Source organism: Peribacillus sp. R9-11, from assembly GCF_031345095.1.
In the GTDB taxonomy this organism is placed as follows: domain Bacteria; phylum Bacillota; class Bacilli; order Bacillales; family DSM-1321; genus Peribacillus; species Peribacillus butanolivorans.
This window is the reverse complement of record NZ_CP133763.1, coordinates 1,274,135-1,297,751: the sequence shown is the minus strand read 5'-3', so window position 1 is coordinate 1,297,751 and position 23,617 is coordinate 1,274,135. Positions and strand designations below refer to the sequence as shown.

At 38.8% G+C, this 23,617-nt stretch carries 22 protein-coding genes and 2 riboswitches; of the genes, 16 read left to right on the top strand and 6 right to left on the bottom strand.

The window, feature by feature from the left end; genetic code table 11:
• The first annotated feature begins 23 nt into the window (after nucleotides 1-23).
• From RE409_RS06215 to RE409_RS06190, 6 genes are all read left to right on the top strand, one after another.
• Nucleotides 24-1,385, top strand: coding sequence for a YheC/YheD family endospore coat-associated protein (locus RE409_RS06215; RefSeq protein ID WP_309558713.1), 1,362 nt, complete (start codon nucleotides 24-26; stop codon nucleotides 1,383-1,385).
• Between the two features lie 16 nt (nucleotides 1,386-1,401).
• Entirely contained in the window at nucleotides 1,402-2,472 is a 1,071-nt protein-coding gene (locus tag RE409_RS06210) for a YheC/YheD family endospore coat-associated protein (protein ID WP_201182019.1), read from the top strand.
• A 3-nt stretch (nucleotides 2,473-2,475) separates the two neighbouring features.
• Nucleotides 2,476-3,843 (top strand): YheC/YheD family endospore coat-associated protein, encoded by a 1,368-nt coding sequence (locus tag RE409_RS06205; RefSeq protein ID WP_053344894.1) that lies wholly within the window; start codon nucleotides 2,476-2,478, stop codon nucleotides 3,841-3,843.
• Entirely contained in the window at nucleotides 3,840-5,036 is a 1,197-nt protein-coding gene (locus RE409_RS06200; protein WP_309558712.1) for a YheC/YheD family endospore coat-associated protein, read from the top strand. The genes RE409_RS06205 and RE409_RS06200 overlap by 4 nt, the downstream gene beginning before the upstream one ends.
• 61 nt (nucleotides 5,037-5,097) lie before the next feature.
• A complete protein-coding gene (locus RE409_RS06195) occupies nucleotides 5,098-5,301 on the top strand; it encodes a YheE family protein (RefSeq protein WP_116821669.1) in 204 nt (67 codons plus the stop codon).
• Nucleotides 5,302-5,398: 97 nt separating this feature from the next.
• Nucleotides 5,399-5,587 (top strand): hypothetical protein, encoded by a 189-nt coding sequence (locus tag RE409_RS06190; protein WP_053344891.1) that lies wholly within the window; start codon nucleotides 5,399-5,401, stop codon nucleotides 5,585-5,587.
• Between the two features lie 34 nt (nucleotides 5,588-5,621).
• Here the strand turns inward: RE409_RS06190 and RE409_RS06185 are convergent, their stop codons facing one another.
• Nucleotides 5,622-5,855 (bottom strand): hypothetical protein, encoded by a 234-nt coding sequence (locus tag RE409_RS06185; protein WP_309558711.1) that lies wholly within the window; start codon nucleotides 5,853-5,855, stop codon nucleotides 5,622-5,624.
• Nucleotides 5,856-6,124: 269 nt separating this feature from the next.
• A riboswitch (cobalamin riboswitch) is annotated at nucleotides 6,125-6,325 on the bottom strand.
• 102 nt (nucleotides 6,326-6,427) lie between these two features.
• Nucleotides 6,428-7,255, bottom strand: a complete 828-nt coding sequence (locus tag RE409_RS06180) for an MBL fold metallo-hydrolase (RefSeq protein WP_201182033.1) — start codon at nucleotides 7,253-7,255, stop codon at nucleotides 6,428-6,430.
• 655 nt (nucleotides 7,256-7,910) lie between these two features.
• Nucleotides 7,911-8,017: riboswitch (SAM riboswitch) on the top strand.
• 65 nt (nucleotides 8,018-8,082) lie between these two features.
• Between RE409_RS06180 and RE409_RS06175 the strand changes: the two genes are divergently transcribed.
• Genes RE409_RS06175 through RE409_RS06165 form a run of 3 tightly spaced genes read left to right on the top strand, consistent with a single transcriptional unit; the run spans nucleotide 8,083 to nucleotide 10,629 of the window.
• Nucleotides 8,083-9,099: a methionine ABC transporter ATP-binding protein gene (locus RE409_RS06175; RefSeq protein WP_201182035.1), complete on the top strand. Its 1,017-nt coding sequence runs from the start codon at nucleotides 8,083-8,085 to the stop codon at nucleotides 9,097-9,099.
• Nucleotides 9,086-9,754, top strand: coding sequence for a methionine ABC transporter permease (locus RE409_RS06170; protein WP_053344881.1), 669 nt, complete (start codon nucleotides 9,086-9,088; stop codon nucleotides 9,752-9,754). The genes RE409_RS06175 and RE409_RS06170 overlap by 14 nt, the downstream gene beginning before the upstream one ends.
• A 53-nt stretch (nucleotides 9,755-9,807) precedes the next feature.
• A complete protein-coding gene (locus tag RE409_RS06165; protein WP_309558710.1) occupies nucleotides 9,808-10,629 on the top strand; it encodes a MetQ/NlpA family ABC transporter substrate-binding protein in 822 nt (273 codons plus the stop codon).
• A gap of 246 nt (nucleotides 10,630-10,875) precedes the next feature.
• On the opposite strand, the gene RE409_RS06160 is transcribed toward RE409_RS06165, so the two are convergent.
• A complete protein-coding gene (locus RE409_RS06160; protein WP_201182037.1) occupies nucleotides 10,876-11,121 on the bottom strand; it encodes a DUF1450 domain-containing protein in 246 nt (81 codons plus the stop codon).
• A gap of 242 nt (nucleotides 11,122-11,363) precedes the next feature.
• Here RE409_RS06160 and hppD point away from each other — a divergent pair, with 242 nt between their 5' ends.
• Genes hppD through RE409_RS06140 form a run of 4 tightly spaced genes read left to right on the top strand, consistent with a single transcriptional unit; the run spans nucleotide 11,364 to nucleotide 15,981 of the window.
• On the top strand, nucleotides 11,364-12,485 hold the full coding sequence (gene hppD, locus RE409_RS06155; RefSeq protein WP_201221759.1) for a 4-hydroxyphenylpyruvate dioxygenase: 1,122 nt from the start codon (nucleotides 11,364-11,366) through the stop codon (nucleotides 12,483-12,485).
• Nucleotides 12,486-12,544: 59 nt separating this feature from the next.
• Nucleotides 12,545-13,489: a hypothetical protein gene (locus RE409_RS06150; protein WP_201249919.1), complete on the top strand. Its 945-nt coding sequence runs from the start codon at nucleotides 12,545-12,547 to the stop codon at nucleotides 13,487-13,489.
• Nucleotides 13,486-14,778 (top strand): fumarylacetoacetase, encoded by a 1,293-nt coding sequence (fahA, locus tag RE409_RS06145; RefSeq protein WP_309558709.1) that lies wholly within the window; start codon nucleotides 13,486-13,488, stop codon nucleotides 14,776-14,778. The genes RE409_RS06150 and fahA overlap by 4 nt, the downstream gene beginning before the upstream one ends.
• Before the next feature lie 45 nt (nucleotides 14,779-14,823).
• Nucleotides 14,824-15,981, top strand: a complete 1,158-nt coding sequence (locus RE409_RS06140; RefSeq protein WP_309558708.1) for a homogentisate 1,2-dioxygenase — start codon at nucleotides 14,824-14,826, stop codon at nucleotides 15,979-15,981.
• A 257-nt stretch (nucleotides 15,982-16,238) separates the two neighbouring features.
• On the opposite strand, the gene RE409_RS06135 is transcribed toward RE409_RS06140, so the two are convergent.
• A complete protein-coding gene (locus RE409_RS06135) occupies nucleotides 16,239-18,647 on the bottom strand; it encodes a penicillin acylase family protein (protein ID WP_309558707.1) in 2,409 nt (802 codons plus the stop codon).
• Nucleotides 18,648-18,871: 224 nt separating this feature from the next.
• Between RE409_RS06135 and RE409_RS06130 the strand changes: the two genes are divergently transcribed.
• The 3 genes from RE409_RS06130 to RE409_RS06120 all read left to right on the top strand — a co-directional run bounded on the left by RE409_RS06130 (nucleotide 18,872) and on the right by RE409_RS06120 (nucleotide 21,452).
• A complete protein-coding gene (locus tag RE409_RS06130) occupies nucleotides 18,872-19,075 on the top strand; it encodes a hypothetical protein (RefSeq protein WP_309558706.1) in 204 nt (67 codons plus the stop codon).
• Between the two features lie 212 nt (nucleotides 19,076-19,287).
• On the top strand, nucleotides 19,288-20,175 hold the full coding sequence (locus RE409_RS06125) for a PucR family transcriptional regulator (protein WP_309558705.1): 888 nt from the start codon (nucleotides 19,288-19,290) through the stop codon (nucleotides 20,173-20,175).
• Between the two features lie 131 nt (nucleotides 20,176-20,306).
• On the top strand, nucleotides 20,307-21,452 hold the full coding sequence (locus RE409_RS06120; protein ID WP_053344872.1) for an ABC transporter ATP-binding protein: 1,146 nt from the start codon (nucleotides 20,307-20,309) through the stop codon (nucleotides 21,450-21,452).
• A gap of 91 nt (nucleotides 21,453-21,543) precedes the next feature.
• On the opposite strand, the gene RE409_RS06115 is transcribed toward RE409_RS06120, so the two are convergent.
• Nucleotides 21,544-21,786 (bottom strand): hypothetical protein, encoded by a 243-nt coding sequence (locus RE409_RS06115; protein ID WP_053344871.1) that lies wholly within the window; start codon nucleotides 21,784-21,786, stop codon nucleotides 21,544-21,546.
• 109 nt (nucleotides 21,787-21,895) lie between these two features.
• A complete protein-coding gene (gene fumC, locus RE409_RS06110) occupies nucleotides 21,896-23,278 on the bottom strand; it encodes a class II fumarate hydratase (protein WP_053344870.1) in 1,383 nt (460 codons plus the stop codon).
• Nucleotides 23,279-23,617 lie beyond the last annotated feature (339 nt).

Genomic DNA, 23,617 nt, shown 5'->3' with positions numbered 1-23,617 from the left:
CTTAGTGCAAACGGGGAATTATAATGAATCTTAAATTTCAAAAAATTTTCATTACGGTAAATCCTGCAATCACTAGAAAGAAGGCACTACTGTTCATCGAAGAAAAATTATTCGAGGCGTGGGATCTTCAATATGGGGAACCCCTTACGCTTATGGCGGGATGCCGTTCCGTTCCTGTACTCGTCCAACCATTCCCTTCATCCCAGCCAACAATAAAACTTTCATTTGACACAAACCAAATTTTATCCCTGCCTGCTTTTTCAGACCCAATTTCCGTGACCTTCCATGCGGAGGATAGATCAATAAATATAGGGCCCTTCTTTGCTGCACTCATCAACCAACTTCCCTTGAAAGATGGGACATTTGGGGAGATGGAAAAATTTTATCAGGAGATGAAATCCTACTGTCATCAACAAGGCTTTTCCTTCTTTTTAGTAGGAATACAGTCTCTAAAAGAAGGCGTAGTGGAAGGATATTGGCCAGGACAAAATGGGTGGCAAACCCTTACTCTACCTATCCCTAATGTGTTTTATAATCGGATTCATTCGCGCAGAATGGAAGAATCGCCAACCTTCGATCTGTTTACAAATGAACTAAAATCATATTCAATCCCGATGTTTAATGGAGGGTTTCTTTCTAAGTTCGATGTACATGAGCTTCTTCTCTTAGAATATGAACTGCTTTCAAATCTGCCTGATACCATACTTTTTAACGAGAAGGAAGCCTTCTTTACATTTTTAGAGAACCATTCTGTTATCTATTTAAAGCCTACTTCCGGCAGTCAAGGAAGGAATATTTGCAGGTTAACACAAGTAGATGGAAAATGGAAAATCGAGCAAACCGGACATATACAAAATGTGCATATTGCGGATACGAATGAAAAGTTGTATAACGCCTTGAAAAAATTCTGCAGAAAACAAACATACATCCTTCAAAAGGGGATTTCCTTGTTTGAAATCGATCAGAGAAAAGTTGATTTCCGAATCCTTCTTCATCAAAACGAGCAGTTTCAATGGAAAGTTACCTCCATGGTTGCCCGGATAGGAGATCCAGGTAATATCGTTTCCAATCTTGCACAGGGCGGTATGATGAAAAACGGCTCAGACTTTTTAAAGGAAGTATTTGATCCTCAGGAAGCCGGACGTTTGCACCAAAAGCTTATAAGACTCGCTAAAAAAACTGCCCATACTTTGGCAGAAAATCATGATGATTTATTCGGGGAGCTCGGAATCGATTTAGCACTTGATGTTGACACACACCCTTGGATTATTGAAGTGAACTCGAAACCTTCAAAAAAATTTCAGGGCAACTATGAAACCTTTCGTCCATCAGTAAAGTCCATTGTTGAATTTATGCTTACTCTTGACCGAGAAAACCATCCATAAAAGGAGTTGCTGGCACGTGTTAATAGGATTAATGGCAACGTCAGATACACATGAAAATCATTATTTTACTGAAATAGCAAAAGCAGCTAAATCATTTAATATGAATGTATGTAAATTCACACCCGAGAATATTGATATCGATGTGAAGAAAGTTCGAGGAGAACGTTTTGATGCCGAAAAGGAAACATGGCGCTCTGAATCATTTGATCTCCCTGATTTTGTATATGACCGCTGTTTCCATGGCTTATCTCGTGTTTCGACGGAAATGCGCGATAAAATCAATTGGTTAAAAGTTAACTCAAGTTTCCTTGGCCTTGGCCTTCCAGGAAAGTGGGAAGTTTATCAAATTTTAAAAAAACATCCCCTGCTAGAGGCATTTTTTCCAGAAACCGTTCAAGTTACCACACCTGAAGAAATCAGCGGGCATTTGGAACGTCTGGATAAAATTATTATCAAACCAGAGTTTGGAGCAGGTGGTACGGGAATCTATCTTCTCACAAAAACCGAAGGCGGCACATTGGTGTCCATGACAAAAAAGGGCACCAAATACGACCGTAAATTTGACTCTAAATCTCAACTGAACAAATGGCTGCAGCATTTATTAAATCGATATAGTTACCTTTGTCAGCCTTATTTAGAACTTTGCAACCAGAAAAAGGAACCGTTCGATTTACGAATTTTACTTCAAAAAAACGAAAAAAATCAGTGGATGGAACGCGGCAGAGGCATTCGCCTTGGACAACAAGATGGAATCACCTCCAATTTAGCCACTGGTGGGGAAGCTATTTCGCTCGAGGCTTTCATCAAAAAAAATCCTGAATCTATTCCAATTGCTGCCGAACAAAAAATCCAGCATATCCTCCGTACCTTACCTGTCGAAACCGAAGCCGTTTTTGAAAGGCTATTTGAGCTAGGAATCGACCTAGGCATTGATAAAAAAGGGCAAATATGGATAATGGATATTAACTCAAAACCAGGTAGGAAAATCATCCAAACACTTCAACCTGAATCGATGAAGGATATCCATCGCGCACCGTTCCAATATAGCCAATTTTTAGCCGATCATCTTCAGAAAGCAGGTGAATAGAGAGTGAGAAAGACTTATCCTGCCGAGATTGCCGATACTCCCGGCAACGTTCTCTTCTATCCATCAGAGCTTGGAGATTTGGCAGAGATTGAATTAATATATTTTGGCCAGCATTCATGTCCTGCCATTGTTAAACAAAATCCTGCAATCAAGCAAACAATCGTCCTGTCAGAAAGTCTCGCGGAATCTTTAATATTTACTCAGGTCGATATGCCTCTTCATCTATTTATATACGGTAAGAGCATTCATATTGGGCCAGTCGTCGGGATATTTTCATCAGGTTTTACCGGCATTTCAAACAAACCGCTCGGGGAACGTTCAGATTTTTTTTCAAAACTCCTTTCTCTGAGCCAAACAACAGGCTGTATCCCTTTTGTTTTCGGTGAAAATGTAATCAATTGGGAAAAAGAAACAATCAAGGGCTATGTCTATGAGAACGATGACTGGAATATTAACGAATTTCCTTTTCCAAATGTCATCTATGACCGGCTCCCTAACCGTTTGACGGAAAACCGGGATGGCCCTAAGGAAGTGAAACAGAAATTCCAAAAAGAGTATACAATTCCTTGGTACAATCCAGGTTTTTTTAATAAATGGGATATAAATGAACGGTTATGTGCGGATGAGCGGGCACTTCCTTTTTTACCGGAAACGTATCCTTTTCAATCTCTGTCCGTCGTAGAAACCCTGCTTTCTCATTACCGCCAAGTTTATATAAAGCCTATTCATGGCAGCCTTGGGCTTGGAATTCACCAAATTCTTTATGATAAACATGAAAATGTCTACTATTGTCGTTATAAAAATGATGCTCAGGAAAATAAATTGCAAAAGTTTTCTACTTTAGAATCCATTGTTAAACACATCTTTCATAATCGACCGCTTGAAAATCTCATTGTGCAGCAGGGCATACCATTAATTCGTTCTTCTAAACGACCTGTAGATTTCCGAGTGCATACGAACAAGGACAGCAAGGGAATTTGGCAGGTAACTGCAATCGCCGCAAAAATAGCCGGCGCTGGAAGCGTTACTACCCACATTAAAAGCGGAGGTGTCATCAAAACGATTGCCGAGCTATATGGTGATGATGATGAGGCGAAAGAAGTCGAACGAAAGCTTTCGGAAGCCGCCCTAATATTAAGTGAAAGTATTGAAGAGCACTTAGATGGCATCATTGCAGAAATCGGTTTTGATTTTGGATTAGATAAAAAAGGGCAAGTTTGGATGTTTGAAGCTAATTCTAAACCAGGACGTTCAATCTTTTCCCATCCAAAACTCAAAGAGTTCGAGCTGCTAACAAGAAAGCTCAGCCTTGATTATGCTATTTATCTTACGGAACAAACCATTACAAATGCTGTCGGTGTGCAGAGATGAATATTTTTTACGATATTCCAACTGAAAGCTGGTACCACGACCAAGAAAACATGCAACTATTCGCCGGCGCGGAAAAAGAGGAAATACACTATAAACAGAATCAAAATAATCAAACACTTATTCCTATTTCTATTTTTCCAGGTAGCCGGATGCTCGTCGTCGGAATTTTAACTTCTTCAAATCCCAAAAAGGAATCAGGAATAGGGGGAAACTTGACCCTTTTTCAGGATTTATCACTATATTTGCTGGAACATGGGATTTTAGTGTTTGTATTTACGGTTGAGACCTTTCATTCTATCCCTGTAAAAGGCTTCCTTTTTTCCTCCATTTCAAACAAATGGATCGAGGTTAAGATGCCGCTTCCCGATATAGTTTATAACCGAATTCCCTCAAGGGGCTTCGAGGCATCAGAGGATTTTCAACGGCTTATCAACTACTTTCAAGATCATGGTATGAACCTTTTCAATCCTTGTTTTTTAGATAAATATATGATGTATGAAGCATTGATGGAAGATGGCTCCCTCACCAACCATCTTCCATCAACAATTATCCTAGGTGATTGCGATGGACTGAGGGCTTTTTTAAAATCCCACAGACATATTTACTTAAAACCATCTAAAGGAAGCCAAGGGAAAGGTATTTACACACTAATAGAGAATCCTGATGAAACTCTTCAGTTTAATAGCCTAAAACATAGTGAATCCTTCCCAAATTTCTCCTCTTTTTGGGAGCATAAAAAAATGCTACTGATGAGAAGAGCCTATCTCGCCCAACGCGCGGTTATACCAAAGAAACTGAATGGACATCGTTATGATTACCGAGTTCTCGTTCATTATGAAAATGGGTTCTATAAAATTACTGGTAAGGCTGTACGGATGTCACAAACTCAGGAAATCACAACTCATACTCCAAGAGGCGGGAAACTTTTCCCTTACAAAAACTTGCAATCGAGGAATTTAAACCGGAAGTTGGCGTACATTGCTCAAAAGTGCGGTCTGATTCTTTCGAAGAAATTCGGCTTTCTCGGGGAATTCTCTATTGATATTGGCGAAGATTCAACAGGATCACTCTTCATTTACGAAGTAAACTCTAAACCCATGCAATTTGATGAAGAAGAAATTGAAGCAAGCCGACTCTTGCATTTGAAAAACCTGTTTATTGAATTAACTTTATTAAATCAAACGAGAAAATAACCTCCATCTGCCGTTTTCCATTATAATGAAATGAGAGACAGCTTATATGGAGGTTATACATATGATTACTCATTTTCAATGGGCACCATTACATAAAAATTTACCAGGTTGGAAAATTTCCTTTTACTTTAACAAGCAGGCCGTCCAAGCCTTATACCATAAAGACGGGTCCATAGAATGGACTGCCAATCCCCCTTCAGAAACAGACGAAGCTAAGCTCAAAAGCATCATACATGACTTAATGGTCTATCATGTATATGAATAACTTAGTGCTAAACTCCTCATTTCATTCATGAGGACTTACTCAGAATAAAAAGCCCTCTTTTGCCTACACTATAAAAAAAGGTTAGGAGGGATTTCTTTTGGATAAAGAAGAATTCACATTTTTGAAGGATACCGAATATGAAGGCAAGAACTCTGCTTTCTTAGACATCGACCGTTACATCAATGAAGGGCTGGCCGGCGGGAATGTTTATGCAGCTGCTGACCTTCAGAACATTGAAGAAGCCCATGATTTTTATGATGAAACCGAGCCAAACAAGAATAAATAATTAGTGTCCGGAGCCTCCTTTAGGTGGCTCCTTTTTATAAAACTGTCAACTCCTCCTTTTGACCGAACATTTCCTTATTAATTATTCCATAAGCCTTTTCAAGAAAAAGTAAATACTCTACTTTTTCTTTTGAATTTTTTGCCTTCACATTAATTTCCTTGTTCAACCTTGTATGATTTTCGCTTAAAGAAATCATTTCTTCCCCAGAAAAATTATACATAATCTTAGCTTTTAAAAAATCCGTAAAGTATCTAACTGTTCCAAACATGCATTATCCCCCCTTAAATTTTGTTCATAAAGAAAACTTTTCTCCTGTTCCATAGAGAGACGAGAGTTTCCTTATGATTTTGTTAAAAAATCGACTATTATAATTGATTACATCTAAAAAAATAAAAAAAACAACTTCCCGATTAGAAGTTGTTAGAGTGCAAAAGAAAACATAACAAAAAACAAACATGAATTTTCCATTTTTCAAAAAATGAAAAACATGCTCTTGTCAATTCTCGCACTTAACACCTCCTATCCTCGTAGGTTTATGATGCTGTGCTAAAAATAGGCAGGTATCCTGGCTCATGATCATCGCTTTTCGAACCTTCCCATCCCCTTTTGCAGGAGACAGTGGCATTACTCGAATCGCTCTCATATACAGTTGCGGGACAGCGCCGGATTCTAACCGGACTTCCCTTTTAAGCAGATAATCTTCAATATATTATCTGCACCTTTTTCTAGACGTATTTAATTTTCAGTTTAAATTATAAAATTATCCCTTAAACTACAATGCGTGCTTCTGTGTTCAAAAGGAAATTGATTAACAGCTCTTCCATTACACAAAATCACTAATTAGTATTTCGCTCCATTATCCTTATTAATCAATATCTTTTCTTTTAATATCGATGTGATAATATGCTCCGAATCCCATTCGTGGCCAGATATCTCGATAAGCGGATATTGATTCGGCAAAACAATTTGCTGGATTTCATGTACTGCCAAGCCTTGATTATGTAATCGTAAAATTTCACCACGCAGGTTTTCCAAATAGTCGAGCTTTCTTTGAAACATTTCCTTCCCATTAGGGACATGACCGGCATGACAACAAAAAACCTCTCCAAAATCATATTGAAGTAATCTATTTATAGAATCGATGATAACAGGGACAGATTCTTCCCGTAAAACAAGCTTCGTTTTCGGTGTAACGAATAGGTCACCTGAAAACAGCATGCCATTACTGTGATTCAAATACACCATATGGTCCATAGCATGACCTGGGGTAAAGATTGGCTCCCACGTTTGGGTACGGGAATGAACAGCCCTCCCCAGCGGCTCAGCTTTGAAGCCATCTCTCCTTCCCCAAAAAGTTTTGCGATAATCAGGATATTCAGCATCCTTCGCACATACATCAATCGACACCGGATGAATATAAATTGGAACTTTTCTATGTTCCTGTATCCAGGAAGCACCGCCAGTATGGTCCTCATGATAATGCGTTAGCGCCACTAAATCGAAGTTGGCTGATTCATAGAAAGGGATAAGTTCTTCCAATAAAATTTGGGCTCCCGTATCAATCAATAGGCCGTCTGTTAAAAAAACATATACACTCATCCCCGACTTTATTCCTTCAGGGGTCCCTTGTACACAAACCACATCATTTATCGTCTTAATCTCTAGCATGGCTTCCCTCCTCATCAATTGTATAAAAATACCCCTTGTTCATTACAATAAATGTAATATCCCTCCATACTTTTGACAAGCAAATAGTATTTTCCTAGCAAAGACCCGTAGTATATTTTCCGGTAGAATCAAGGCACTTTTTGAAACCATTGTCATTGATTTAAGGTATTCTATTATGCAACTAAGAAAAGAAACAGCAAAAATCTGGCTTCGGTTAAAAGGAAGTTGTTAAGAAAGGGTACTCCGTATTTAAGTTTGGGCGATAAAAAAATTCACGGCTAATCATTAACGCTGAGTAACTATCAATATTACCGTGGTTGATAAAAAAGCTAAAGCATTCATGATACAGACTTTGAAACAATACTTTCCTGACAAAAAATTCACGTAATTATTAAAAAAAATCGACAAGCTGCTAAAAAGAACGAAGCTTATCTTACAAAAATCATGAAAAAGTATGGCTTTACGACCATTAACGATCAATGGTGACAATACCCCGATTCCAAAAGGTATGATTATCCAATTCTAGATTTACCATAAAAAAATTAATTAAATCACCAGAAAGTTATTCTAAAATTACAGAAACGATTGACAATATGTGAATTTACAAATAATATAGATTATATTAGAAAACTTGTAATATTCCAAAATAATAATTTACTTATCAAGAGTGACTGAGGGAACAGGCCCTGTGATGTCCGGCAACCGCCCCAATCGGGAACGGTGCTACTTCCTGCAGAATGATTACATTCTGAAAGATAAGACGAAATAATTTCGCTGCCTCTTTCTGAATGATAGAGGCAGTTTTTTATGTTTAAGGGGGAAGGCTCATGATTGAAATCCGATCAGTCCGAAAGGAATACATATCGAAAAATACCCGAGTTGTCGGAGTGGATAACGTATCTTTGACAATTCAGACTGGTGAAGTTTATGGGATTGTTGGCTACAGCGGAGCCGGAAAAAGCTCATTAATACGCTGCTTAAATTTGCTTGAACGTCCGACAAAAGGAAAAATCATTATTGACGGGATTGACTTAACGTCTTTATCAGGCAAAGAGCTTCGAAAACAACGACAAAAAATCGGTATGATATTTCAGCACTTTTCCTTAGTCAGTTCCAAAACCGTTTTTGAAAATGTTGCTTTCGCCTTGAAAGCCGCACACAAATCAAAGGGCGTCATCAAAAGTCGCGTTCTAGAACTGCTGGACATAGTTGGGCTTAGTGATAAAAAGGATGTCTATCCGGCCCAGCTCAGCGGAGGTCAAAAGCAACGGGTCGGCATAGCGCGAGCCTTAGCCAATAACCCTACTGTACTATTATGTGATGAAGCGACTTCTGCCCTTGATCCAACAACAACAAAAGCGATTTTACAGTTATTAAAAAAGATTAGTCGGGAACTTGGTATCACTATAGTATTGATTACCCATGAAATGGAAGTAGTCAAAGAACTATGCCATCGAGTCGCTGTCATGCAGGATGGCAGGATTATCGAAGAAGGATCTGTTTATGAGATATTTTCACAACCAAAGCAGCAGTTGACGAAGCAATTCATCAGCAGTGTATTGGATTTTGAGCTTCCCTCACACTTAATTGAGGAAAGCAAAGGAACGATTATTCAAATTCAATTTGAAGGGCCCACCGCCGGTGAATCGATTCTTTCCGATGCTCTACAAAAGTATTCAGTAAAGGGAAATATCTTGCACGGCAAAATTGAATATATTCAGGATGTTCCATTAGGAATCTTAATCATTGAATTAATTGGTGAGGCTGCTGAAGTTCAATCGGCACTGGAATATATAACAAATCGGACCAGTTCTGTGGAGGTGTTGAAACATGTCACTGTTTGATTCCGTCGTCAATATTTTACCTGACCTTAATAAAGCCTTTCTCGAAACAATCTATATGGTTGGAATCTCCCTTGCGGTAGCCCTTCTAATTGGTTTGCCACTTGGAGTATTGCTGTTTACAACGACCAAGAATTTAATCTTTGAAAATAACGTCGTGAATCGATCTCTCGGTTTCGCTGTCAATATTGTCCGTTCAATCCCGTTTATCATTCTCTTAGTCGCCCTCCTTCCTTTAACGGATTTGCTTACTGGATCAACGATAGGGCCAAGAGCGGCTTCTGTTTCCTTATCTGTATCCGCGATACCTTTTTTTGCAAGAATCGTTGAATCGGCATTACGCGAAATAGATAAAGGTGTGATTGAAGCTGCAATTGCTGTAGGTGCCACTCCATGGATGATCATTAAGGATGTACTTCTTCCTGAGGCAAAACCGGGAATCATTCAAGGGTTGACGTTAACGACCATTTCACTTATCGGTTACTCAGCGATGGCTGGGACAATCGGTGGGGGAGGAATTGGTGACCTGGCCATTCGGTACGGCTATTACCGTTATGACAACACAGTCATGATCACGACAATCGTCGTGTTAATCTGCCTTGTACAAATCATTCAAATGGTTGGTGACAAGGCCTCATACTTAGTAAATAAACGATAGAATCAGTCATTTTAACAATGATTTAATACAACATATTACAGGAGGAATTTCCAATGAAAAAAATAGCTTCTTTATTATCTGTTTGCGCACTAGCCCTTGGCTTGGCAGCTTGCGGAAGCGATAATGCTTCCCCAAAAACTGAAGACAAAAAAGAATTGAAAATCGGAGCAACTACCGGTCCTTACGCGGATATGGTAAAAGAGGCCATCAAGCCAGGCCTTGAAGATCTTGGCTACAAAATAGAAATCGTTGAATTCACTGACTATATCCAGCCAAATAAATCACTTGGTAACAATTCAATCGACGCCAATCTTTTCCAGCACAAAGTGTATATGGATAACTTCGCTAAAGAAAATGATTTAGAGCTTTCTGACCTTGTTATTGTACCGACAGCACCAATGGGTATATACTCGAACAAATATAAATCGTTGAAAGACATTAAAGATGGTACATCACTAGCCCTACCGAACGATCCAGTTAACCTTGCACGTGCACTTAAAGTCCTAGTAGATGAAGATTTAATTGAAGTCAAGCCAGATGTCGATCCCTTAAAAGTATCTGAAAAAGATGTAACAAAGAACCCAAAAAACATTCAATTCAAACCATTAGAATCGGCTCAATTGCCGCGTGCAACAGACAGCGTTGACCTATCAGCGGTCCCAGGTAACTTCGCTCTTGCAGCAAAAATGGATCTTCAAGATGCCCTTGTTTTAGAAAACATGCCGGATATGTATCGTAATGTTGTTGCTGTGAATACAAAAGATGCAGATGCACAATTTGCTAAGGATATTAAATCAGTAGTTGAATCAGACAAGTTTGAAGAAGTAATCGATAGCAAGTTTGCAGGCTTCGGAAAACCAGATTGGATGAAATAAGAAACCAAACCATAAAATTCAAGGCCTGCTCCCTTTTTGGGAACAGGCCTTGAATTTTTTCCGTCATACTTTGCGAAGATATCAATCAATGCAATTAATAAGCATTTGTAGTAGGGTTTTACATATATTTTATCATAGATGGATGCTCTCTGAAGGTTCGCATGTTTCTCGGGGAAAACACAATATAATGATATAGTTGTCAATAAAAGCGATAATCAATTATTACTAATTTCATTTTCTCGTTGTTCACACAGTGTCTCCTTGTTTAAGCCTAGCTACATATTGTTCAATTTTTTCGAGAAGTTCAACTGGATCGTTTGCGACAATGTTTACACCATTTACAACTGCAAACGGCTGCATTAAACATTGTCCGCAATACAACAAGCATCTATCCTCAATAACCTCTAGACCGCTACACTCCATTAATTTATCTTTAATAGTTTCCAACTCATCTTCAAAGTTACTAGGGCAGAACTTTACACTAATTTTCATATCTAATTCCCCTTTTATTTAGTTGCTAACATTTTAAGTAGATATACAAAAAATGTGCAAGAGTACACCTAAACGCAAATATGTTTTATCGCGTTAAAATGTTGCTACCATGATGGTCAACCGCGGTAAAACACATATTTGCGTGGTAAATTTTTATGTATTATGATGTGAACTATCACAGGCGGAAAATTAAGAAAATTCAGCTTTTTTTATGTAAAAAAAACGATTAAGGAGCGGTAAATATGACTAAAAAAACAGTTGGATCTTCTAAAGCAAAGAAAGAGGAATTGTTTCCGGTTAAGAGTGTCCATTACGTAGAAATCTATACTGGGAACGCAAAGCAGGCTGCTTATTATTACGCAAACGCTTTCGGATTCAAGCTTATAGCATATAAAGGACTAGAAACAGGCTCCCGTGACCGTGTATCTTACGTTATGGCACAGGGCACCATCCGATTGATTTTAACAGGTACTCTATCAGACAGCACAGATGTGGCTGAGTTTATTAAAACTCATGGCGAAGGAGTAAAAGATATCTCCCTTCTCGTAAAAGACCTAGAAAAAACATATGCGGGTGCTATTGAACGCGGTGGCATCGCTCTTCGAGAACCATGGGTGGAAGAAGATGAAAATGGCAAAGTAAGAAAAGCAATCTTAGGCACATATGGGGATACGATTCACACGCTTGTTGAGCCAATCGATTATAAAGGTGGATTTCTGCCAGGTTTTAAAGCTCGTGAGGACAACTTTGGAGCTCAACCTTCAGGCTTAATCGGTATTGACCACCTTGTTGGTAATGTGGAAGTAATGGATGAATGGACAAATTATTATGAAAAAGTATTCGGTTTTACTGTTCTGAAACATTTTGATGATGAAAACATTTCGACCGAGTACTCAGCCCTAATGTCAAAAGTTATGATGAATGGGACAGGACGGATTAAGTTCCCGATCAATGAACCGGCTGTAGGAAAACGCAAATCTCAAATTCAAGAATTCCTAGATTACTATAATGGTCAAGGTGTTCAGCATCTTGCCCTTTTAACAAACGATATCATCACCACAGTGGCCACACTAAAAGAAAATGGTGTTGAGTTTTTAAAGACTCCTGACACTTATTACGCAGACCTCGCCAATCGTGTAGGAGATATTGATGAAGATGTGAAACGACTTCAAGAACTTAATATCCTTGTCGACCGTGATGATGAAGGGTACTTGCTCCAAATTTTCACAAAACCATTAGTTGACCGTCCAACTATGTTTATCGAAGTCATTCAGCGTAAAGGTGCACTTGGTTTTGGCGATGGAAACTTTAAAGCATTGTTTGAATCGATTGAACGCGAACAGGAACTTCGTGGAAATATTTAATATGAACCGGCCATCTGGCGTAATACCCAGTATGGCCTCCTATTATAGGAGGTGTGAGGTTGTTGTTAACAAAAGTAAATGGAATGTGGAAAGAGGAAGCGCTCAGTCATTTTATGACCGAACTTATTGATTATGCAGGCCTGTTTCCACCAAGTGCACTTCCGCTTCCAGAAGCAATTTCAAATTATCATGCATATATACATGATTCAGACAGCTGGATGCTTGGTCCATTTGTTATTCCCGCTTCACGACTGAGTGAACTCGAACCATATAAAGATCAATTTAATGATCAATATCCACTTCGATTATCTGTTATTTTAACGAAACCCCTAGAAATTGAAACGGCTATGGGAGATATTCACCTTTTTTTAGAAACATATAAAACAGCTGGTACCATTGAGGCGATCGAAGTTCCGCTTCCAGAAAAAGTTGATTCTTCTTTCTTAGAGAAACTCGAAAAACAAACAGCCAGTTATCCGATTTATTGTGAAATAGCAGGAACGATTGATCAACTTCCATACACATTGGATACTATTCGCTTGATCAATCAAAAATCTTTGAAAAGTATTGGTATTAAAATGCGCATGGGCGGCATTACTTCGGATTTATTTCCTTCTGCCGAACAAGTAGCGATTGTTATTCATGAATCCCGAAAAAGAAATCTAACTTTAAAGTTCACAGCGGGTCTGCATCATCCGATCCGCCAGTATCGAAATGAAGTGGAAACAAAAATGCATGGCTTTGTTAACGTATTTACAGCAGCCCTACTTTCCTACTGCCATTCAATAGACAGCAAAATCATTGAAACCATATTGTTGGATGAGGATCCAACACACTTTTCGTTTACACCAGACACGCTTTCTTGGCGCAGTATATCTGTCAGTTCTTCTCAAATCAACAAAGCACGCACAGTCTTCGCTGCTTCTTACGGAAGCTGTAGCTTTGATGAGCCGCGTAAAGAACTTGGTGAACTGACTATTTTTAATGGGGAGGCACCACGATGAAATATTCTTTTATCGAAACAACACCGGAATCACATTTTCCGATTCAAAATTTGCCATATGGCATCTTTCAATTCAAAGACAAAGGCCCGCGTGCCGGTACAGCCATTGGTGAATATGTTCTTGATTTATCTGTAATTGACGATGCAGGGCTGTTAAAGGGGACCGGTGCAGAAGAAAAGAATGTCTTTTCCGCTTCTTCACTCAATCTATTTATGGAACTCGGCCGTCCCGCCTGGACTTCTGTACGTAAGAAATTACAATACCTTTTGGATGCGAACACGCCTGATTTACGTGATGATGAAGAAATTCGTTTAAAAGCGTTCCACCCATTGAAAGATGTAGAGATGCTACTTCCTGCAAAGATAGGAGACTATACAGACTTCTATGCCTCAAGAGAGCACGCGACCAATGTGGGGACTATGTTCAGAGGAAAAGATAATGCACTCATGCCAAACTGGACACACTTGCCGATCGGATATCATGGACGGTCCAGTTCTATCGTTCCAAGTGGTACAAAGGTGCGGCGCCCTTCGGGACAGCGCAAACCAAAAGATGCAGATCCAGTATTTGGTCCATCTATTCAGCTTGATTTCGAACTTGAAATGGGTTGGTTTATTGGACCTGGCAACCGCCCTGGAGAACCAATTCCAGTTAATCAGGCTGAAGATCATGTTTTCGGGCTAGTTCTCGTGAATGACTGGAGTGCACGTGATATTCAAGCATGGGAGTACCAGCCTCTTGGGCCATTTAATTCTAAGAATTTCGCTACATCAATCTCTCCTTGGGTTGTGCCGCTAGAAGCATTAGATCCTTTTCGCACACCTGGGCCGCAGCAGGAACCGGAGCCGTTTCCATACTTACAGCAAACAAAAGATGGCGCATTCAATATTAACCTTGAAGCTCATTTGACACCAGAAAACACAGAACAATCAACCAAAATTACGAATACAAATTTTAGCTATCTGTATTGGTCGATTGCTCAACAGGTGGCTCACCATACCATTACTGGATGTAATCTACGCCCTGGTGACATGCATGCATCTGGTACTATCAGCGGTCCTAACCGTGAAGAACGTGGCAGTCTGCTTGAACTTTCATGGCGTGGCACAGAGCCACTTAAACTTAACAGCGGCGGTAAACGAAGCTGGATTGAAGATGGAGACAAGTTGACTATCAGTGGCTGGTGCCAAGGAGATGGATATCGAATTGGTTTTGGTGAAGTAAGCGGTCAAGTTTTGCCGGCCCTTTCAGAGGCAAAGATTTTAGGTACGCAAAACGTGAAGAAGTAGCACCTATATATAAAAGATGACAGCTACGGAAAAGGAGTTTAGTCAATGACACATTATGTTAAAATGGGCCGCATTCCACATAAACGTCATACTCAGTTTCGTAAGGACGATGGAAGCCTATATTATGAGCAATTGATGGGCACGAAAGGTTTCTCTAGTATTCAGTCACTCATTTATCATATCAATCAGCCTACACAAGTTAAGAAAGCAGCAAAAATTCGTGATGTTCATTATGAACTTGAAGAAAAAGATGCGTTAATACATCGTCATTTCCGGACTTGGAATACAAGTGTAGGCGGTGATTTTCTAGAAGCCCGCAAAATTTTCCTGGCTAACGATGATGTAGCTCTCGGCGTTGCACGCCCTAATAAGCAGATGGATTATTTTTATCGGAACGGTGAAGGTGATGAATTGTTGTTTGTTCATGAAGGCACGGGCAAGATTGAAAGTATTTTCGGCGATTTAAGTTTCGGACCTGGTGACTATCTTGTCATTCCAATAGGCACAACATATCGTGTAGTTTTAGAGTCAAAGGAAGCTAGATTTTTCATTGTTGAATCAAATTCCTCTATTGTTCCTCCAAAGCGCTATCGCAATGAATTTGGCCAACTCCTTGAGCATTCACCTTATTGCGAGCGTGATTTCCGGACACCAGAAAAACTGGAGCCGAAAGATGAAAAAGGAGAATTTGAAATACGAGTGCGAGCACAGGGTATGATTACATCCTATACGTATGATTTTCATCCGCTTGATGCGGTAGGATGGGATGGTTACCTCTTTCCTTATGCGTTCAGCATTCATGATTTTGAACCGATAACAGGGCGCGTTCATCAGCCACCGCCAGTACATCAGACGTTCGAAGCGCATAATTATGTTGTCTGTTCATTTGTGCCGCGTATGTATGATTACCATCCAGATGCCATTCCTGCTCCTTATGTCCACAGCAATGTGGACAGTGATGAGGTTCTATACTATGTTCATGGTAACTTCATGAGCCGTCGAGGTATTGAAAAAGGCTCACTTACCCTTCATCCAAGCGGTTTGCCACATGGGCCGCATCCAGGCAAAATTGAGGCAAGTATCGGTAAAAAAGAAACACAGGAACTAGCCGTCATGGTCGATACATTCCGTCCCTTGTATATCGTAAAGGACGCACACGATATAGAAGATGAAGAATATATGAGCAGCTGGCTGGCAAAATAATTGCTGATAATATCTTAATACCTTACTGAATCTATCATGCACATGATTGAGCATCTCCCCAAATAGATCGATTCTCCCATTATTCTTAATATATTGCCGGAGTAAGATTTCCCCTTGCCCCGGCATTTTGTTTGTAACCTACTTTGTCATTACAAGTGGGGATTACAAAAATGACCCCGATTCAAAATCGAGGTCACAGCATCAATAGTATAGGCTCTTTATGCTTGAATGATAGGGTATATTCAAATCGTTACTTTCTATTTACTCATATTTAATGCGCTTACATTTTTAGCTGATTTATAAATATCTTTCTTGTTAAATAAGTATGGCTTAAATTTCCATTCGGCGAACATAACTAGTTGGTCATCATAGTGGTCACTTATCGTTCCATCTTTTTTTACAAATCCAATTTGACCAGGCGGTGTGATGTTAAAGCCACTCGGCCCTTTCGGAGTCATTTCAATATAATGATTTTCACTTCCACGATTCATTTCAATAATTGGAGTCATTGAGCCATACCCGTGGGGAATACCAATCAATGATTTTTCACCAAAAGTCATCGTTTTTATAGGCATACGCCATTTTTCTGCTTTTAACCCTTTTTCTGATTGCAATTTAGCAAGTACTTCGTTTGTGCTTTCCATTATTATTTTTTCCTGATCTACGTTCACCCATTTATAGTTTGTAGATTCCTTGCTTAATATTTTATATGCTAATGAAGCCCCATAGCGATGATCGGTAATTTCTTTCGTTATTCCATAGAAGTCTCCCAATTCATCCCTAAAGAGTTTATCATGGAGATTATTCCACCATTCATCAAAGAATGCCGCAATCCCTGCATCATAATATCCATCTTTATTTTCGTCTTCTTTTAGATTATTCCATTCCTCCAGTTTTTCAATTAAATAGGTGTAGTTCCAGTTGGTTGATTTATTCTTGTCCAACACATCAATCAATAACGGTTTAAAGAGGTTTGCTCGTAGCTGTGCAAAGCTTGCCGTATAATTAATTTCATTAATATCTTCTAATGTAACTTTCCCTCTCGCTTCCATCCCATTGATATATTGTTGGACTCGATTATCCTCGCCCCAATAAAAACTATATTCACCATTTACCCACTCTTTAGAAGGCTTATTGTTCCAATTAACTACATAGCCATTCTTCGGATTGATTACATGAGGGTTCTCTTTAAAAGGAATAAAACCTTTCCACTCATATTCTCCTGTTCCAGGTGTAGGGATTCTTTCATCAATTTTGCTGTTTCTTACTGGATATCTTCCTACATGATAATACGCTATATCACCTTTCTTATCCGCATAATACCAATTCAAAGACATCGTATATTCACTAGCTGCATTCTCAAATTCTTTTAAGTTTTTTGCCCAATTCGCTTTCATGTAAGCCGACATGCTTTGGGCCTCAGTTCCACGGAAAGACCACGACTTACTGTAAGCAACTTTATTTGTTTCATCTCTACTAATTACAGGACCATGTACTGTCCGATAATAAATCTTTTCTACTGTTTTCTTTTCTCCATTGTCTCTTTTGACTGTGAAAGATTCCTTCCTCTTTTCCATGTCTCTCCACTTCCCTTTGTATAAATACTGGGAAGAGTTGTTCGCATTCAATTTTTCCTCAAAGATATCGGTTACATTTCCGTACCCAGCTGTCGCACTTAGAGCAAAGTGATTGTTGGCTCCGAACATGATGAAAGGATAGCCTATGAATCCTGAACCTTCCATATCAAAACCTGGCGCATGCAAACCTACCTCGTACAAAAATCCAGGAGCAACAAAACCTACTTGTGGTCCACTGAATAATAAAGCATTTCCTGTTGCAGATTTCTCGGAACCGACTATGGCGGCATTACTGCCTATCTTCAACGGTAATCCAAGTTCTTCAGATGATTGGACAAAATTCTCCCTTTCCTTTCCGACTTTTTCAGAAGCTTTGATTACAGCTGAAGACAGTATTTGAAGGGATTGAGAAGACGAGTCCCTTTTTGGTTTCCCCTCGCTTACAATGCTTGTAGGAGCGCTAGGATCATTTTTCCACACTAAATCATCAAACATTTTCCGGGAAACTTCTGTCCCATACTCATGTTCTAGCTTTGCAAGTATCTCTGCGTTTTTTAACTCCTGGTGATTATCCATAAAATAGGTCATGGATACCATATAAACACGGACAACATCTGTTGAAGTCCATTTTTGCGGTAAAAACTGATATTCATGAAACTCCTTCGAAAGTTTATCATCTGGATCTTTTAAAGCTTCATTTACATAACGTGAAATACCTTCAGCAAATTTTGCTATTAATTCTTTTGGCTGACGATCCAGACCGTCAATCATTTTTTTAATTTCTTTATCACTATATCCATCTCTTCTGGATTGCTCATCTTTTGAAAGATAATCCTCTCCAAAAATTTCTGAAACGGTCCCCTCATTTCCGCGACGGAACATTTCCAACTGAAATAGTCGATCCTTTGCCATAACATATCCATACGCTTCATATAAATCTTTTTTATTTTTAGCGTATAAATGGGGTACTCCAAAATTATCACGTACTACTTTGATCCCTTCATTCTTATCCTTCCCAGCAAAAACTAGATTTTGAGGAAAAATGAAAACAAATAGGATTATGACTGATATTAGCCACTTCGTCTTCATAATTACATTTCCACCTCCACTTTTTTATAACACTTATATCACGAATCATAACCTTTCTGTTATACTGATTCAAGATAATATTTAAATATTTAGAACTTTCAGGAATATATTATAAGTTTTTATCTTACACTATCCAACTTTTGTTCTAAATCCCTTAGACATGTGAGTATTCCATTAATTCCAGCAAATCATTTATTATATTAAAATATCAAATTATCCTTATTATGAAATCAGAGAGGTATGAGAAAATAGCTCATAATATTAAAGAAGGAACGACTTCTTCCTTCGTCTTTGACTGCATAGGTCAAAGTAATTTTGCCGGTAACTTGATCGCTTCTGATTTGAATATGACATTTATAAGGAATCATGTTTGCAAGGTTGCAAGAAAATCATACGTTGAAAAACAGTGTCTTTCACAAATTACATAATAAAAGCAATACGACCATTTCCTCCGTCCATTTGGGTTTATTGGTGTAATTTTAGGTATAGAATCATTACTTCGAAAAAAACTATTAAAATAGCTTGAAAATCAATGTCCTTGTCCTATTGTTTTTCTAATAACTTGTAATACCATTGTTTCTTTTCCACTTTATTCTTTTTCGCTATAATGAGATAGATAGTGAGAAAGAAGGTGAACTCGATGCTTGAAAAGCTTAAACAAAAATTCCCAAACGCTCTTTCCAATATACAAGATACGAAGAACATTACTTCTTATATTTGGTTTGAAGACTCTATTGGGAGCACAATCGGTATTCCCCGTTCAGAAATTTCGGCCGAGGAAATCCGTTTGTTGGAACTACTCTTTACTACTTTATTTTTCCAAAATAAAATTAACACGTTTCCTCACACACCATGGAATACTTTTTTATTCGAACCGAATGCATCCTTGCCTTTAACAAGCTGGGAGAATGTCCGGTTTATCCACTTTAATCTGACTCATGCTGATTTTTCGCACTCCCATTTCGAGGATGCCTTCCTCGCATTTGTCCCATCTGATTCAGTCTTGATCTGGGAAAATGAAAAGGCGGGTATTTTAATTGAAACAGACACAGATGAGTCGTTATCAAAAAATGAACTGCTTGCTATTTCAACCACGCTTGAGAGTGATTTTTATGTTAAGACTCGAATGTTTACCGGTCGCTTTCACTCTGTAAACCAAGAACTCCCTTATCACAGAAATCAGGAGAATAAGTGTTTTGACCTGGCACAATTGCATTTGCCAGATTTAAAAGTGACTGATTTGGCCGACATCATTCCTCACTCACTGATAAGTGACCAATCTGCAACGAGTAAAACTTGGTATATCAATGAAATACTCGGTAAAACCATGAATGATACTGAACTAATGAAGACGATAAAAACGTATATTGAGTGCAATTCCAATGCAACCTATGCCGCAAAGCAACTTTATATACATCGAAACAGCCTACAATACCGAATAGATAAATTTACTGAAAAAACTGGACTCGATATTAGAAACTTTCCGCATGCCTTGGCTGCTTACTTAATTCTTTTGCTGAATGATTAACTACTATTTGCAAAGTTAACAAAGGAATTATTATCCTTTTTTGTGCAGTGTGCCTATACTTTTTTCCAATTTGATAGATTAGACTATAGTTATTGGTACAAGTAATTAGGAGTTTAAAAGGAGGAATTTTCATGGCAGAGTTAGTATTAGATCATATATTTAAGGTTTATGATAAAAAAGAAACAGCTGTTAAAGATTTTAACCTTCGTGTGGCCGATAAAGAATTCATTGTTTTCGTGGGACCGTCCGGTTGCGGAAAATCGACGACTTTACGGATGATTGCGGGACTTGAAGACATTTCCCAAGGAGATTTATATATTGACGGCAAGCGGGTCAATGATGTCCCACCGAAAGATCGTGATATTGCGATGGTTTTCCAGAACTACGCCTTATATCCTCATATGTCCGTCTATGACAATATGGCATTTGGATTAAAACTCCGTAAAACGCCAAAAATGGAAATCAAGCAGCGGGTCAATGACGCAGCAAAAATCCTCGGTCTAGAAGACCTTTTAAATAGGAAACCGAAAGCACTTTCAGGTGGACAACGCCAGCGTGTGGCACTCGGTCGTGCAATTGTACGAGACGCAAAAGTTTTTTTAATGGATGAGCCATTATCAAATCTTGACGCCAAACTCAGGGTTCAAATGCGTGCTGAAATCGCAAAACTACATAAACGACTGGACACTACAACAATTTATGTCACTCATGATCAAACAGAAGCAATGACCATGGCCACACGACTTGTTGTTATGAAGGACGGTATCATCCAGCAGGTCGGCGCACCAAAAGACGTGTACGAGAAACCAGTGAATGTCTTCGTGGGTGGCTTTATCGGATCACCAGCTATGAACTTCTTTACCGGAACATTAAAAGAAGGCATCATTAAAATTGGGGAGCAAACGCTTGAAGTACCCGAATTGAAAATGAATACGCTGCGTGATCAAGGCTATATCGGAAAAGAAATTATCCTTGGCATCCGTCCTGAGGATTTCCATAATGAAGGGGCTTACATCAAGGAGTCTCCAAACACTACATTCACGGCTCAAGTCGATGTAGCTGAACTCATGGGTGCCGAAATTATGCTCTACTCGACATTCGCTGGCCAGGACTTCGTCGCGCGCATCGATGCAAAAAACATCATCCAAGCAGGCGATAATATTGAACTTGCTCTCGACATGAATAAAGCCCACTTTTTTGATAAAGGGTCCGAGCAGCGCATTTTTGCTGAAGGAGAATCACAAATGGAGTATGGCTTGAAGTTACTTTCTAATTAAATTTCATATCAAAACAAAGACCCGTTCATATGAATGGGTCTTTGTGCGTATATTTCAGCTAAGGTCTTGAACTCTACTATATCTATAAAATCTATTCCTGCACAAGTACCACTTCATCATGTCCACATTTAGAGCAGTTCATGATGTGTGGACATTGACCTTTTTGGAGCGATTGCGGGTATCCATCGTTTTGCTTAAGCGTATCTATATCCATGTATGCACTGTATGAATCAGCATAATCCATGAATTTCCCTTTATCATCAAGATCACTGCCACATTCCGGGCAATTCACATGAATTTTTCTGAGGCCGTTGCAAAGCGGGCATAAAGCCATTGTATTCCCTCCTGTTCTAGAAACTTATATACTCAATATTTGTTTATTCTATTATTTTAACACCTTAAAACACCCTCCCTAAAAACAGCGGGAGGGTGATCATAGGCAATTATTTATTAACCATGTTAGCAGGATCTACCCATGCTTTAAATTCATCATCAGTCAAGAATTCCAATTTCAACGCTGCTTCTTTTAATGTAGAGTTGTCTTTGAATGCAGTTTTGGCAATTTTAGCTGCTTTTTCATAACCGATATGTGGGTTCAATGCTGTTACTAGCATAAGAGAACGGTCAACATTTTCTTTGATTTTATCTTCATTCGCTGTGATGCCTACTGCACAATTATTGTTGAAAGAGTGAATGCCTTCTGTCAATAATTTAACAGTTTGTAGGAAGTTATAAATGATAACTGGTTTGAATACGTTCAATTCGAAGTTACCTTGGCTTGCTGCAAAGCCGATTGTTGCATCGTTACCAACAATTTGTGTCGCAATCATTGTCAACGCTTCACTTTGTGTAGGATTTACTTTACCTGGCATGATAGAGCTGCCTGGCTCGTTTTCAGGAATAGCGATTTCACCGATTCCGCTTCTTGGGCCGCTTGCCAGCCATCTAACATCGTTCGCAATTTTCATTAAGTCCGCTGCTAATGCTTTTAATGCGCCATGAGCGTAAACAATTTCGTTATGACTTGTTAATGCATGGAACTTATTATCCGATGTTACGAAAGAATGTCCTGTATCCGCCGCTATTTGTTTTGCAGAAAGTCCTGGAAACTCTTTTTTCGTATTGATCCCAGTACCTACAGCTGTACCGCCTAGTGCTAGATTCAATAGTTTTTGACTGCTTTCTTCAATCATCACTAAGTCTTTATCAAGCATCGCTTTCCAACCAGAGATTTCTTGGCCTAAAGTTAGTGGTGTTGCATCTTGAAGATGTGTACGTCCAATTTTCACAAGATCCCAGAATTCTTTTTCTTTTGCTGCAAAAGTATCACGAAGTACTTTAATAGCCGGTACTAATTTTTCAGCAACTTCCATATAGGCTGCAATATGCATAGCCGTTGGGAATGTGTCATTAGAGCTTTGCGCCTTGTTGACATCATCATTTGGGTGAAGGGTTTCGGACTCACCGTTTTCTTTTAACCATTCATTCCCTTTGTTAGCGACCACTTCATTCACATTCATATTACTTTGCGTGCCACTGCCTGTTTGCCAGACCACAAGAGGGAAATGTTCATCAAGTGTACCTTCTAGAATTTCGCCACAAATTTTAACGATGGCATTCTTTTTCACTTCAGAAAGATCACCAAGGTCATAGTTCACTTTAGCTGCCGCTTGCTTTACATATGCAAACGCACGGACTAATTCAATCGGCATTTTTTCATTACCAATTTTGAAGTTGTTACGGCTTCTCTCGGTTTGTGCTCCCCAATACTTATCAGCAGGAACTTTCACTTCACCCATCGTATCTCGTTCGATTCTGTATTCCATGTGTTCTCCTCCTATGTTTGCACTATCCACCGAAAACCTTATGTATATGAAATGAATAATGACATATTATTAATTCTTCTCTCTATACATTGTACAAACTTTATTATTTTAAAGCAAAGAAACAGAACAAAACCTTCCCTATATTTCAGAAAATCCATTTAATTAAACAAAGTCTCTTAAAGTATCTCAACACCTTATACCATCGCGTTTTTCACAATATTTAGGGGTTTTTCATTGGACCAATCATGTTTTGACAACGCTAGTCCTAATTAACCAATAAAGAATTATCGAGCAATATTTTCCCAGAATGTTCTTGACAGCACTTTATATATATAGTAA